Origin of the sequence: Rhodococcus sp. C1 (assembly GCF_020809065.1) — a bacterium.
GTDB classification, from domain to species: domain Bacteria; phylum Actinomycetota; class Actinomycetes; order Mycobacteriales; family Mycobacteriaceae; genus Rhodococcus_F; species Rhodococcus_F qingshengii.
On sequence record NZ_CP078080.1, the window covers coordinates 5,631,170 to 5,643,999 of the forward strand.

The following is a 12,830-nucleotide window of genomic DNA, read 5'->3' on the forward strand; positions in this document are numbered from 1 at the left end:
GTGAGCCGCTCCATTGCGGTTCACCGAGTCAGTCAGGAGCAGTCACATGGCAGTGCGCCAGATCAAGCAGCAGTCGCTGGTACAGAAAGCCGCGGACGAACTTGCGCGCCTCATCGGCGACGGCGAGTGGCCGGTCGGGACCAAAATCCCGAACGAACAGGATCTGAGCACACTCCTCGGAGTCGGGCGTTCGACCGGCAGAGAGGCCGTTCGCGCACTGATTGCGTCAGGCCAGCTCTACTCGCATCAAGGGTCCGGCACCTACGTCATGTCCTCGACACCGGTCACAGAACTCGAGCGAGAACTCAAACGCTCGGACCGCCGCGAAGTCTACGAAGTACGCAGACTTCTGGAAGTGGAAGCGGGCCGCCTGGCTGCCATGCGCCGGACTTCCGCCGACGTCGATCTGTTACAGGCAGCACTCGAAGCCCGTGAAAATGCTTCGACACCAACAGAATTTGTCGACGCTGACATGGAACTACATCGCGCCGTGGTGAATGCTGCGCACAACAGCGTGTTGTCGATGGTGTTCGATTCATTCATCGAAACGCTCCGCAACTCGGCCCTCGACGTGATCACCGACGTCGCGACGCGAGACCCCGAATCGATCGACGACGAAGCCGCTGCCCACCGAGATCTAGTGGAAGCCATCGTCGCGGGTGATGCCGACGCTGCCAGCGCGGCAACGCGCAGGAACATGGACGGGCTCGACTGACCCTCTCTATCGTTGTCAGGCATGACGTCCACATCGCTCCCTCCACGGGGTCTCCGGATCGGTCTGTCCGCCATCGCGTGGCTAAACCTGCTCTCTGCGCTCGTAGGAATGGCGGGCCTGACGATCGGCGGCGGGATGGGCCTGCCTCCTGAGTGGATCGAGGGAACCGTCTTCCCTTCATATTTCTGGCCCGGAATCCTCCTCGGCGTTGTCGTCGGAGGCATCCAGGCCGCCGCGCTCTTCGCTCAGCACAACAGGTTCCGTCTGACGTGGGGCCTGCACGCGGCCGCCGGCCTGACCATGATGATCTGGATCTTCGTCGAGATCGCCATCGTTCTCGCCTGGTCGCCGCTGCAGGGCATCTTCTTCACCACCGGACTAGTCCAGACGATCCTCGCCGTTCTCGCACTCGGCGCCTGGCCTCACCCCTTCCTCCAACGAGTCGAGTAATGACGGAACCTGTTCTCGAACAACAGAATCACGACGGCCGGGCCCACCTCACCTTCTCGAAAAAGCCCTTGACTCGAAAGTATGTTCGAGTACAATGGGAGGTGGAACGGGGGGTTCTCATGACGATCAACATCACCGACGATGCCGTCACCGACGTGGTCAACAACTCCGCTGTGGGTGTGCGCGGACGATTGTGGCGGCTTCACCCCAGCGACGTCCGCGAGATCGCCATCACCGCGTCAGCGGAAATCCTTCGCCTGGAAGCCATTCGAGTGGCCGCCGTCGACACCCTGACGTTGAACCCGGACGAACAAGTACTCTGCTACCGCGGCACCGGACAATGGCTCGCGAACCACACCATGCTGCAGATCTCCACCGGCAGAAGAATCGCAGCCCTGGGCAAAGCGCTACGCTCATTTCCCGAGATCGAAGACCAATTCGATGCCGGTGACCTCACTTTCGAGCACGCAGCACTGATCGTGGCGTTCTGCGAATCCCCACCCAAGGCAATGCCCGACGCCGCACTACCGTACTGCCGCGACACACTCCTCGCCGCAGCATCGGGAACCGAAGCAACCACCGTCAAACTGCGCTACGCCATCAGCGTCCTCGAGCACATGTTCGAATCCGACGACCCACCACCAAGCGAAGACACCGACCGCAACGAACTGCGCATCTCCCCCACCCTCAACGGAAGAGTCGCCGTCCGAGGCGATTTCGACGGAATGACCGGCGAAATGCTTCTCTCCGCCCTCTCCAACCTCTCCATGCCCACCCCCGCCGAAGACGGCACACCCGACAAACGACCCGCCGCCACACGCAACGCAGACGCCATGGCAGAACTCATCCGGCGCTACCTCGACAACGCTGCCACCGGCATCGACGGCGGCCAACGCCCACACCTGAACGTGCACATCAACGCCAAAGACCTGGCCTACCACCGTGAATGCGCCACAACGGGTGATGGCTCAACACCTGTCCCGTCCGAGGACGACGATCCCGGCATGCTCGATCTCGACTTTCACGATCTCGACAAACAAGATCTCGATGTCGGCCACATGCCCTGGATGGGTCCACTGAGCGTCGGCCGCACCCGCATGATCGCCTGCGACTGCATGCTCTCCAGCGTCCTCCTCGACGGAAACGGTGCCCCACTCGACGTCACCCCACTCAAAAGGCTTGTCACCGCAGCACAACGAACCGCACTGATCGCCCGAGACAAAGGGTGCGCCTTCCCCGGCTGCGACTGCGTCCCCGCCTGGACCGACGCCCACCACATCAAACACTGGGCCAAAGGAGGACCAACCGTCATGGACAACCTGGTCCTACTCTGCCGAACCCACCACACCCTGATGCACCGAAAACCCGGATTCACCGGCAAATGGGAAATCCGAATGGGCACCGATCACCTGCCCTGGTTCATCCCACCACCGGGCATCGACCCCGACCGGAAACCCCGCCGCTCCACCACACGACTCTGAACCCGGAGGTCACCGAGCAAACGCCTCGGTGACCCATTCCGGCGTGCTTCGATAGCCGGAAAGGGCGGCACGGTATCCCCTATTGCTAGCGTTGAGGGTGTGTTTGCACAGGGAACCAACGCGCTGACGGTAGACGGCCGACCGACGCTCGCGCATATCGATTTTGCCCTTATGGATTCCTATCGATTTCCCGACCGGCAGGGCTTCCCCGATTCATATCGCGCATTCATCAGGCACGCAGGTTGGGCGCGGACCTTCGGACTCTGGCTCATCTATCCGCCCGTCCTTCCCGGATTTGCCGACGGCTGGCAAGGGCGCGCCCGCAACCTCACCGCCCATCTTCATTCGGTCTACAGAGAAGGACAGGATGACGAGTTCGATTGGATGATCGAACCCGACGGCGATTGGTCACTCCCCGACTCGCTGCAGGTTTTCGGATGGAGCGAAAACGGTGACGCCCTCCTGTGGGACACAGCATCACGCGACACCGACGGAGAGTTTCCGGTTTGGGAATCACGCTCGTTCAACTCTCTCCACCGCCTCGGCGGGAGCATCCACGAAGCACTACCGTCCATTCGCACCCGGGCTATGGGCCTGTTCGGACCTCGCACCTCCGACATCGAGCCACTCCAGCCCACCCAACTCTGACGCGCGACCCAAATTATCGATAGGCCGCGGACACAGCCACGAATACGAAACCTACGACGACGACCAGGGACAGATAGCCGAGAACGAGTCCGGCCACTGCCAATCCGCGCCCACTTTCGCCGGAACGGCGAATCTGGTTCAACGACACATACCCCACTGGAATAGCAAGAACTCCACCGAAGATTCCAAGTACAAGTGCGACGATGGCCAAGGCATTCGTGCCGACCGCTGGCCGCGCTGGATAGCGCGCTGCAAGTTGATCTGCGAGTACCGGAATCCCGTCCGATGTGAAGCCCACTTGTGCAAAAACGGGTTGGCCATCGGCGGTGTAGCCGACCACCCCAGGGAGCGGTGCCGCCACCTGCCTGACAGGCCCGAACGTCGAACGAAGGCTCCTCCCTAACAGCAGCGCCGCGGCCATATACAGCAACAGCCCCGCCACAGATCCGGCTATCCAGGCTCCACGAAACGCCGGCCCGTCGACGTCGAGGATCCTCCCCGCCGCCCTCACACCGGATCCTGCTGCACCGACCGCGATACTCAAATTCACTGCGCCAGGAATAACGGCAAGCATGGCAATGGCACCGACACCAAGCGACAATGCCGGGCCACCGCGTCGCCGCCACGCCAACGAACTCATCAGCGCTGCAAACAAAGTCACAGCGGTGCCCAGAAGCCCAGTCACAAATCCGACAACGACTCCCGTCTCGAAGTCCCCACCTAGATGACGAGCAACCCACTGTGCCCAGGCCCGCGCGAATGGCGGCCCGAGCGTCAGCGAGACAACGACCGTTGCAACCGCAGCGCACGCCACGACACTGATGACCCGCAGAATCCACCCCAGATAACCGGAATGCGAATTATTCTGCGCAACAGTAGTTTCCGAATCGATCACCAGGATTCCTTCATTCAGAGTGTGAGAACAGAACGGCTCTAGCTGTCACTCCACACAGAACCGTGGCCGGACCGGCTCACTCATCTGATCAAGTTCTGGCGCCTGTGTCTGTAGTTCGTTCGCACGACCAAACCGGCGATAGCAACGATTACATATTTGTGTTAGCGTTGTTTCCATGGGTTCGAGAGCAAAGATTCTGGCCGCGGCAACCGAGCTGCTCAACACCTCCCCCAACGGCGACATATCCACCCGCGCCGTGTGCGAGATGGCCGGCGTCGGCGCCCCCGCGCTCTACCGTCAGTTCGGCGACAAGGACGGACTGCTCGCAGCCGTCGTCGAGGCGGGCTTCTTCGAATACCTCGAAGGTAAACGCGCTGCGACACCTTCCGATGACCCCGTTGCCGATCTACGGGCCGGCTGGGATGCGCACACCGCCTTCGCGCTCGCGCATCCCGCTCACTACCGCTTGATGCACTCACCTTCCGCCCAGAGCGCCGACACCGCCCTGCAGGCTCAGGCGCTACTTCGATCCGTTCTCGAACGATGCGCTGCGGCAGGTGTTCTGACCGTATCGGTCGACGTGGCTACGCAGATGGTGATGTCCGCCAATGCGGGCGTCGCTCTGATGCTCGTCGTCAGGCCGGAACAGTACCCCGATCCGACGCTGTCACAGCGAGTTCGCGACGGAATCTTCGCGTCCATCATCGACGAATCCGGCGCCCACCCGGAAACCTCACTCAACAGAGTTGCATCTACTCTCGACGCCCAACTGGCCGCCGCAGATTCAACTTCTCTCTCCGCCAACGAAGTCGGCCTACTACGAGAGTGGCTTCGCAAGCTGTCCGATGCAACCGAAACCAGTTCAGGAGTTACATCATGACTGACACCACCACCCGCGTCGCCATCGTCACCGGAGCTTCCGGCGGCATCGGGCGAGCGACTGCCGAGAAGCTCGCCGCCGACGGAATGGCTGTCGCCGTGCACTATTCAGGAAACATTCAACGCGCCCAGGAAACAGCTGACGCCATCGTCGCTGCGGGCGGTCGCGCCATAGCGGTGCATGCGGACGTCGCCGACGAAGGTGAAGTCGCGGCCCTGTTCGATACGGTCGAGGAGGAGTTCGGGGGCATCGACGTCGTCGTCCATGCAGCCGGAATCATGATCCTCTCCACCGTCGCAGAACTGAACTTCGACGATTTCGATCGGATGCATCGGACCAACGTCCGAGGGACCTTCGTGGTCGACCAGCAGGCAGCCAGACGTGTCCGGCGCGGTGGTGCGATCATCAATTTCTCCACCTCCGTGAAGAAGCTGGCATTTCCGACTTATGCCGCGTACGCCGCCACCAAAGGTGCTGTCGACGCGATCACTCTGGTTCTCGCGAAAGAGCTACGGGGACGCGATATCACGGTCAACGCCGTAGCCCCAGGCCCCACGGCCACCGATCTGTTCCTCGACGGGAAAGACGAAGCTACAGTGGAGAACCTGTCCAAGCTGGCTCCCCTGGAACGCCTCGGCACACCGATGGACATCGCGGAGGCTGTCGCATTTCTCGCCGGCCCAGCTCGTTGGGTCAATGGCCAGGTCATCTACGTCAACGGCGGCGTGATTTAGCGAAACCATCACCTAAGGACCACACCTTGGCAATTCCGACAAAACAGTCAAACCAGTCGACTTTGGTTGTAATGTGCAAACAATGGATAACCAGGATCGAGGGTCCGCCCGGACGTCACGACGACAGTTCATCAGCGTTGCAGGGCTGGCGGCAACCGCGGTCATAACCCTCGCGACCTCCTCGACCGCCGGCGCCGCCGGCCCAACGGCACCCAATCCAGGTTCGCGGGTCGGCGATCCTGCTGAAGCCCAAGCGGTGCAACGCGTCGCAGAGACACTGCTGAACAGCGGAGTCCCCGGCCTTGCCTTCGCCATCGTCAAACCGGATGAGAAGAACCGCAAGGCGAGTGTCGCCACTACGTACCACTACGGCCAGGCCGACGTCGAAAACGGCGTGAGAGTCACTCCACGAACGCAATTCGAGATCGCCTCGGAGACCAAGACCTTCACCGCTGCACTACTGGCGAAACTGATCGCTCGGGGAGAAGTCGGATTGGACGACCTGGCGAGCAAGTATTCGGATGGCAACCCGCTGCCGAAAGGCATCGGCGGCGAGGAGATCACGCTTCGCCAACTGGTCACCCACCGTTCCGGCCTGAGCGACGACCCGCCCAATCTTTCGGCGGGGTGTGCCGATCCCACACGATCGTGCACGGACGAGAAGGCGAAGTACACCAGAAATATGCTCTGGAAAGGACTCCAAGACGCCGGCGCCTTGGAGTTCGCCCACGGTAGCCACTGGCTGTACTCGGACTTCGGGTTCGGACTGCTCGGCACATTCATGGCCGACAAAATCATTCCGGGACAAGAGAAGCCACCATTCGCGGCGGCAGTCGCCCGCGAAATCACCGACCCGCTCGGGATGATGGGTACCGTGATCGAGACCAAAGCAACCGACCTTGCCGTTCCGTACCACCTCGACGGCACACGAGCGCCTCTGTGGAACAACACGGGTGCGATCGCAGGAGGGGGTGGGCTGGTCAGCACCGCCGAGGACATGTCGATTTGGGCTGCAACAACTCTCGGCTACGGAAACAACCCGCTCAAACCAGTCCTGACCTCGATGCTCGAGCAGATCGACACGCAAGCTCCGGAGAATCCTGCATTCGGAATGGGAATGGCGTGGCAGCTCCAACCCCCGACGCCGAACTTCCCACAACGGTTCGCCAAGAAAAACGGAGACAGCTCGGGATCCAACTGCATCACCCTGCTGGTTCCCGACAGCGGCTGGTCGATCACGATTCTGGCGAACGGTGGAAATGCGGCGATGATCGACCCTGCAGCCGTGAACCTGATGCATGATCTGGTTCCGAGACGACCCATATTCGGTAGCTCGACGGGAAGTTCGTCGGGCAGCGACGTCGGCTTCCAGACCGGGTCATTCGGATAGGCCCACTTGCCTACAGGCGCTACATCTTCGTCGAGCGCGCCATCACGAAGCAGTAGAGCCCGTAGGTGATGATGCCCAATCCGGCAAGGATCAGCAGCGCCACTCCGTACGGCTGCGCGCCCAGCGTCTTGAACGCTCCGTCGAGTCCGGAGGACTTGCCGGGTTCGGAACTGTTGACCGCAAGAAGAACCAGAATGCCGATTGCAGCGATGGCCAAGCCCTTGGCGACGTACCCGACGGTTCCGAGTCGGCGCACGAAGTTGCTGGGTGTGCCTTTCAGATCATCGAGGAAGTTCTGGCTCGCGCCCTTGTACACGTGGTACACACCAACGGCGATGATCGCGATCCCGCCGATCACCAATGCGATAGTTCCAAGCGTGTTCTCCATCAAACGCGCCGTGATCCCCGCACTCTGACCGCTGCTGGACTTCCCGCTACCGCGGGCGAATCCGAATGCAGTGAACGCAAAACCGAAATAGACGAGCGAAATGCCCAGAGCCTTTGCACGGTTGAAGAACTCTTTCTTCTTGTCGTCAGAGGACGGCGACGACGAGCTTCCCAACGCAGCTTCGGCCAATCTCCACAACGCCATGGCAAGGAAGGCAACGACGCCGACCCACAGAGCGAAGACACCCCCCGGCTTTCCTGCCAACTCGGCCATCGCACCCGATTGGTCCGCAGACCCGGATCCACCGAGAGCAAGGCGGATCGCGATATATCCGATCAGCAGATGAACCACACCGCTGACGACGAATCCGGCACGGGCAAAGCGCTCGAAGACATTGTTCTGTGCGACGTCAGCCGCCGTGGACGCAACGCTCTTCTGGTCGTGCGGTGACGATTCTTTATTCATCATGATCGTCGAACCATATACGGGCAGACAGTTCCCTCGAACGCCTGCATCAAGTGTTTCGAGATCAAGGGTTTCGAGGGTTCTGATCCGGCGTCGACCGCGGTTCTTCGGGGTTGGGAACCTTGGGGTCGATCGTGTCTGCATGATCTCGTTGCTGGTTCAGTTCCTCGCGAGAACTCGTCGCCTCTTTCCGATGCTGCGCTGCATGATGTTGCAGCGCAGACGCTTCCGCCGCTTTGGCGTCGGCCTCTGCCTGCACCATGCGCGCTTTGGCTGCTGTCTCTTCTGCCCGCGCCTCGCGCTCGCCTACTTGCAGTGACTTGTCTGCGACGTCTTCGCGGATCTGTTCTGCCTCGATGTGACGACGCTCGTCACGCCTGTTTCGCGCCACCCACAGGAGTGCGGCCACGATCGCTATCACCACGACCACGGCAACAATTATCCAGATAATGCTGCTGGTACTCATACTGCGAGAGGTACCCACCTGCGACTTTCTCACACGCAGGCAAACAAATACGCTGAATTACAGGTCGGTCGGATGTGTGTTGGCTCCGCATAGAACCACGCACAGTTCACCGTCGGACGGCGGCGACACCGTTCCGTTCAGAACCGGAGCCAATGCTGCTGCGGTTCCCAACTCCACCAGAATCCGGAACTCCCGCCACAGGAATGCCCGCGCTTGCCGGATCGAATCATCTTCGACCACAACGCTGTCTACCGAACTCTCATGCAGTGTCTCCCAGGCGATGGCACCAATTCGTGTAGCCCCCAACGAGTCTCCGGCGATACTGTTCACTTCGATATCCACCGGACGCCCCGCATCGAGCGAGGTGCGCAAGGTGGCAGCCCCGGTCGGCTCGACGGCTACCACGTGATCTTCGGGACGAGCCGCCGCGACGATTCCAGAGACCAATCCGCCGCCGCCGACTGCAACGCAATACGTGATCGGTCCGGATGCGTCGTCTTCGATCTCGAGAGCGATGGTGCCGGCCCCACTGACGATGTCGGGCAGGTCGTAGGCATGCAGTTCGAGCGCACCGCTGGTGCGTGCGATGTCCGCCGCAGCGGCAGCAGCGAGTGCATACCGGTCGCCTACCTTGTGAACGGTTGCACCCAACTCTCCGAGAGCCTTCACCTTGGCATCAGGCGCTGTCTCCGGCACCACCACTGTGCAGGTGAGTCCTCGTCGCCGCGCTGCCCACGCGGCCCCGATTGCAGCGTTGCCGCCAGACGCGATCACCACGCCGGCATCGGGCATGGTGCCGTCGGCGACCGCTCGTTCCACTGCATTGAGACTGCCGCGCACTTTGAAGGAACCGCCGTGCTGGAGGTACTCGAGCTTGAACAGAACCGGTACCTCACCCTGTGGCGTCGGTAGCGCAGTGCGAAAGATCGGAGTACGCCGCGCCAGTCCCGCGATACGAGTCCGCGCAGCTTCGACGTCCGAGCGCTCGATTGCCACTGGACCTGCATTGTTGTCGGCGGTGAGAGTCATGTACCAACCCTACGGTTCGCAACGTCGACCCGAAGCAGTCGGCCCATCGTCATCATGATGTCTGTTTTTCACCAAGGAATGCCCGCATCTGACCGAGACAATGCACCTCGGGGTGAATAAATTTACTACTACAAGCACAACGACGACATCAAGGAAAGGCACACCCCATGTCGAAGATCGCAGTATTCGGTGGAAACGGTTTTGCAGGAAGCGCAATCGCGAAAGAAGCCGCTTCACGCGGCCACGAGGTAACCGTCGTCGCTCGCAGCGCGCAGTCCGGAACCGACACGAATGTCGTGCAGGGTTCTGTTCACGACAACACGATCGTGGAGCAGATCACGGCAGACAACGACGTCGTTGTCGTTGCCATCCCCGCTCGCGAGATCGACGGCAAGCGCCTGCTCGACGCCGTCACTCCCCTCGCAGATGCCGCCGCTCGCAACGGTGCTCGCATTGCCGTAGTCGGTGGCGCCGGCAGCCTGTTGGTCTCCGAGGGTGGGCCACGCGTCGTCGACACCCCCGACTTCCCGGACGCATACAAGGGTGAGGCACTCGCTCACGCCGACGTCCTCGATGCGCTCCGCGCGACCGACAGCAATGTCGACTGGTTCTACGTGAGCCCGGCCGCTGCGTTCGGTGCCCATGCCGGCGTCGCCCCGAAGGGATCGTTCCAGTTGGGTGGCGACATTCTCCTGACGGACGCCGAGGGCAACTCCGCCATCGCGGGCGAAGACTACGCACACGCTTTTGTCGACGAGATCGAGACTCCGGCCCACCGTCGCCAGCGTTTCACCGTCGCACACTGAATATGAGCAACCTTCGTAGGCGCGCAGCCTGGATGACTGTTCCCGCTGCCGCCGCACTCCTGCTCACCGCGTGCTCCAACGACGCGGAATCCGCAACGCCCAGCAGTTCTACGACGTCCACGAGCGTTGTTGCCGAACAGGGCGATCAACTCGAATCCAACAAGACCGTCGTCACGGACTTCTACGAACTGGCGTTCAACGGCCGTCAGGTTCAGCAAGCCGCCGACCGGTACCTTGGCGACGTCTACATCCAGCACAACCCCACCGCCGCCGATGGGGCAGCCGGATTTGTCAGCGGCATAGGCGGTTACGTCGAGGCCACACCCGGATTGCATGCCGAGATCACTCGCGTTTTCGCCGAGGGCGATCTGGTTGCCCTCCAGTCCCACACCACGTCTGCACCCGGCGACCGCGGCCAGGCGGTATTCGACATCTTCCGCGTCGACAACGGCAAGATCGTCGAACACTGGGATGCCATTCAAGACGTGCCGGAAACGTCCGCGAATCCGAACACGATGTTCGACGGACCCACCTCGTCGCCGTCCAAGTCGTCAGAAGTCTTGGAGCGCAACACGGCCAACGCGTTGACGTTCCTGCAGCTCGCCTTCAACGAAGGCAAAGCCGCCGAGGCTGCCGACCAGCTGGTCGGTCCGACCTACACGCAGCACAACCCCTCGTTCGCTGACGGCAAGGACGCATTTGTCACCGCACTGGCCGGGATCGAACCCGTTACCGAAGACAAGGCCACGAAGTTTCCACGGACGGTAGCCGAGGGCGACTTCGTCTTTGTTCAGACCTTCGCTTCGTCCGGTGAGGGAACGGCCGGCAGCGGCTCGATGGACATCTTCCGATTCGACGAGAACGGCAAAATCGTCGAGCATTGGGACGCCGTCCAGGACTACCCGTCGACGACTGCAAGCGGCAACACCGTGTGGGACGACGGTCGCTGAGACGGCAACTCCGAACAGTTCAGAGAGGGATGCGGATCAGCCGACGTTGATTCGTTCTGTGTCGCCGTCGTAGTAGTCCAACAATCTCTGATCCATCACCCGGCGCCACAGCGGTGGAATCCACGCGATCACGATCATCACTGCGTAGCCGGCCGGAAGTTGCGGCGCTTCGGCCGCGCTACGCAGACTTTGGTACCGCAGCTTCGGGTTGGCGTGGTGATCGCTGTGCCGCTGCAGTTGGTAGAGAAACAGATTGCTCACGACGTGATCGCTGTTCCAACTGTCAGCGGGGCTGCAGCGAACGTACGAGCCGTCGGCACGCTTGCCACGCAGCAGGCCGTAATGCTCGAGGTAGTTCGCGGCTTCGAGGAAGGTGAATCCGGCAACTGCCTGCAGCAGGAGCCAGGGCGCGACCTCCCAACCGAAGATACCGATCAGCGTCGCGAAGAGGACAACACTCATCGCCCAAGCGTTGAGAATATTGTTCTCGAAGCTCCAGGTTCGTTTGCCTTTCCTCTGGAGTCGAGCGCTCTCGATGCGCCATGCCGAACGCAGCCCGCCGAACACGCTTCGTGGCAAGAACCTCCAGAAGCTCTCACCGAACCGTGAGCTGGCCGGGTCCTGCGGAGTAGCTACACGCACATGGTGGCCGAAGTTGTGTTCCACGTAGAAGTGCCCGTAGAGAGATTGCGCAAGCGCCACTTTCGCGAGCCACTGTTCGATCTTCTCGCTCTTGTGGCCGAGCTCGTGGGCCGCGTTGATACCGACGCCGGCGACGACGCCCACCGTGAACGACATCGCGATCTTCTCCGCGATTCCCATCGGAGCGTTGATCCAGCACCAGCAGGCGAAGACCAGACCGGCGTATTGCAAGGGGAGGAACGCGTAAGTGCACCAGCGGTAGTAGCGGTCCTTCTGCAGTCGTGGGATCGCATCGTCCGGCGGACTTTCGCCGTCTTCACCGGCCAGCATGTCGATGATCGGGATGACGATGACCAGTAGCCACGCGCCGGTCGCCCAGAACAATCCGAGACGAAGGTTGTCGACGAGAAACCAGGAGATGAACGGGCTGAGTGGAATCAGCAATCCGAGCGGCCACAGGTACCTCTTGCGGTCGCGCCAGCGCGGATTTTCGCCGGACGGCGAGTCGGTGTTCTGGACAGCGTTCGATTCGGTACGCCGTGCGTCGGAAGTCGCTGTCATTCGCCGATCTCGCCTTTCGTCCCCTCGAACGATTCGCCCCACGCACCGTTCACGCTCAGCAAACCAGAACTAATGCCCGGACGGGTATGGTCCCGAAATCCAGAGCGCCCTGCTCGAAAGACGGCACGAGCGCTTGTACTCACCAGAAACTCCCCCGCACATCACTGCTCACCCCGACAGTAGATACGGACAAAATACCCCACGGATCTGCGGGGATGGCGACCACCTCCGCACGTCGCCGAGGATCGATGATCCCTGCCAAGGCAAGGTCGAACCGCGTCGCCCTCGTCGAAGTAACGGTAACCGGCAGTGACAGAAATCATAAGCAGA

Annotated in this window: 14 protein-coding genes; 9 read left to right on the forward strand and 5 right to left on the reverse strand. The window is 61.4% G+C overall.

What is annotated here, in order from left to right; all coding sequences use genetic code 11:
• Positions 1-46 precede the first annotated feature (46 nt).
• The 4 genes from KTR60_RS26035 (at position 47) to KTR60_RS26050 (ending at position 3,294) form a co-directional block, all read left to right on the forward strand.
• Complete coding sequence (locus KTR60_RS26035; RefSeq protein ID WP_065454906.1) at positions 47-715, forward strand: FadR/GntR family transcriptional regulator; 669 nt, start codon at positions 47-49, stop codon at positions 713-715.
• Positions 716-736: 21 nt separating this feature from the next.
• Positions 737-1,165: a hypothetical protein gene (locus tag KTR60_RS26040; RefSeq protein WP_228401410.1), complete on the forward strand. Its 429-nt coding sequence runs from the start codon at positions 737-739 to the stop codon at positions 1,163-1,165.
• A 119-nt stretch (positions 1,166-1,284) separates the two neighbouring features.
• Entirely contained in the window at positions 1,285-2,646 is a 1,362-nt protein-coding gene (locus KTR60_RS26045) for an HNH endonuclease signature motif containing protein (protein ID WP_228401411.1), read from the forward strand.
• Between the two features lie 99 nt (positions 2,647-2,745).
• The gene (locus KTR60_RS26050; RefSeq protein WP_228401412.1) at positions 2,746-3,294 is read left to right on the forward strand and encodes an SMI1/KNR4 family protein; all 549 of its coding nucleotides are present in this window, start codon (positions 2,746-2,748) and stop codon (positions 3,292-3,294) included.
• A gap of 13 nt (positions 3,295-3,307) precedes the next feature.
• Here KTR60_RS26050 and KTR60_RS26055 read toward each other — a convergent pair whose 3' ends face one another.
• Complete coding sequence (locus KTR60_RS26055) at positions 3,308-4,189, reverse strand: DUF4190 domain-containing protein (RefSeq protein ID WP_058226913.1); 882 nt, start codon at positions 4,187-4,189, stop codon at positions 3,308-3,310.
• A 175-nt stretch (positions 4,190-4,364) separates the two neighbouring features.
• Between KTR60_RS26055 and KTR60_RS26060 the strand changes: the two genes are divergently transcribed.
• The 3 genes from KTR60_RS26060 to KTR60_RS26070 all read left to right on the forward strand — a co-directional run bounded on the left by KTR60_RS26060 (position 4,365) and on the right by KTR60_RS26070 (position 7,193).
• Positions 4,365-5,069: a TetR/AcrR family transcriptional regulator gene (locus KTR60_RS26060; RefSeq protein WP_030536009.1), complete on the forward strand. Its 705-nt coding sequence runs from the start codon at positions 4,365-4,367 to the stop codon at positions 5,067-5,069.
• Positions 5,066-5,803, forward strand: coding sequence for an SDR family oxidoreductase (locus tag KTR60_RS26065; RefSeq protein ID WP_042446245.1), 738 nt, complete (start codon positions 5,066-5,068; stop codon positions 5,801-5,803). Before KTR60_RS26060 ends, KTR60_RS26065 begins: the two co-directional genes overlap by 4 nt.
• 82 nt (positions 5,804-5,885) lie before the next feature.
• On the forward strand, positions 5,886-7,193 hold the full coding sequence (locus KTR60_RS26070; protein ID WP_228401413.1) for a serine hydrolase domain-containing protein: 1,308 nt from the start codon (positions 5,886-5,888) through the stop codon (positions 7,191-7,193).
• Between the two features lie 19 nt (positions 7,194-7,212).
• On the opposite strand, the gene KTR60_RS26075 is transcribed toward KTR60_RS26070, so the two are convergent.
• From KTR60_RS26075 to KTR60_RS26085, 3 genes are all read right to left on the reverse strand, one after another.
• The gene (locus tag KTR60_RS26075) at positions 7,213-8,049 is read right to left on the reverse strand and encodes a DUF1206 domain-containing protein (protein WP_228401414.1); all 837 of its coding nucleotides are present in this window, start codon (positions 8,047-8,049) and stop codon (positions 7,213-7,215) included.
• 61 nt (positions 8,050-8,110) lie between these two features.
• Complete coding sequence (locus KTR60_RS26080) at positions 8,111-8,512, reverse strand: hypothetical protein (protein ID WP_020971062.1); 402 nt, start codon at positions 8,510-8,512, stop codon at positions 8,111-8,113.
• Between the two features lie 57 nt (positions 8,513-8,569).
• Positions 8,570-9,541: a serine/threonine dehydratase gene (locus KTR60_RS26085; RefSeq protein WP_042446253.1), complete on the reverse strand. Its 972-nt coding sequence runs from the start codon at positions 9,539-9,541 to the stop codon at positions 8,570-8,572.
• 167 nt (positions 9,542-9,708) lie between these two features.
• Between KTR60_RS26085 and KTR60_RS26090 the strand changes: the two genes are divergently transcribed.
• Positions 9,709-10,347, forward strand: a complete 639-nt coding sequence (locus tag KTR60_RS26090) for an NAD(P)-dependent oxidoreductase (protein ID WP_030536013.1) — start codon at positions 9,709-9,711, stop codon at positions 10,345-10,347.
• Between the two features lie 32 nt (positions 10,348-10,379).
• On the forward strand, positions 10,380-11,297 hold the full coding sequence (locus KTR60_RS26095; protein WP_225320166.1) for a nuclear transport factor 2 family protein: 918 nt from the start codon (positions 10,380-10,382) through the stop codon (positions 11,295-11,297).
• A gap of 36 nt (positions 11,298-11,333) precedes the next feature.
• On the opposite strand, the gene KTR60_RS26100 is transcribed toward KTR60_RS26095, so the two are convergent.
• On the reverse strand, positions 11,334-12,500 hold the full coding sequence (locus KTR60_RS26100) for an alkane 1-monooxygenase (RefSeq protein ID WP_030536015.1): 1,167 nt from the start codon (positions 12,498-12,500) through the stop codon (positions 11,334-11,336).
• Positions 12,501-12,830 lie beyond the last annotated feature (330 nt).

Coding starts and splice junctions, on each gene's coding strand:
- KTR60_RS26060 (WP_030536009.1), top strand. CDS start 4,365: ATGGGTTCGAGAGCAAAGATTCTGGCCGCGGCAACCGAGCTGCTCAAC.
- KTR60_RS26035 (WP_065454906.1), top strand. CDS start 47: ATGGCAGTGCGCCAGATCAAGCAGCAGTCGCTGGTACAGAAAGCCGCG.
- KTR60_RS26070 (WP_228401413.1), top strand. CDS start 5,886: ATGGATAACCAGGATCGAGGGTCCGCCCGGACGTCACGACGACAGTTC.
- KTR60_RS26040 (WP_228401410.1), top strand. CDS start 737: ATGACGTCCACATCGCTCCCTCCACGGGGTCTCCGGATCGGTCTGTCC.
- KTR60_RS26090 (WP_030536013.1), top strand. CDS start 9,709: ATGTCGAAGATCGCAGTATTCGGTGGAAACGGTTTTGCAGGAAGCGCA.
- KTR60_RS26080 (WP_020971062.1), bottom strand. CDS start 8,512: ATGAGTACCAGCAGCATTATCTGGATAATTGTTGCCGTGGTCGTGGTG.
- KTR60_RS26045 (WP_228401411.1), top strand. CDS start 1,285: ATGACGATCAACATCACCGACGATGCCGTCACCGACGTGGTCAACAAC.
- KTR60_RS26065 (WP_042446245.1), top strand. CDS start 5,066: ATGACTGACACCACCACCCGCGTCGCCATCGTCACCGGAGCTTCCGGC.
- KTR60_RS26100 (WP_030536015.1), bottom strand. CDS start 12,500: ATGACAGCGACTTCCGACGCACGGCGTACCGAATCGAACGCTGTCCAG.
- KTR60_RS26095 (WP_225320166.1), top strand. CDS start 10,380: ATGACTGTTCCCGCTGCCGCCGCACTCCTGCTCACCGCGTGCTCCAAC.
- KTR60_RS26075 (WP_228401414.1), bottom strand. CDS start 8,049: ATGATGAATAAAGAATCGTCACCGCACGACCAGAAGAGCGTTGCGTCC.
- KTR60_RS26085 (WP_042446253.1), bottom strand. CDS start 9,541: ATGACTCTCACCGCCGACAACAATGCAGGTCCAGTGGCAATCGAGCGC.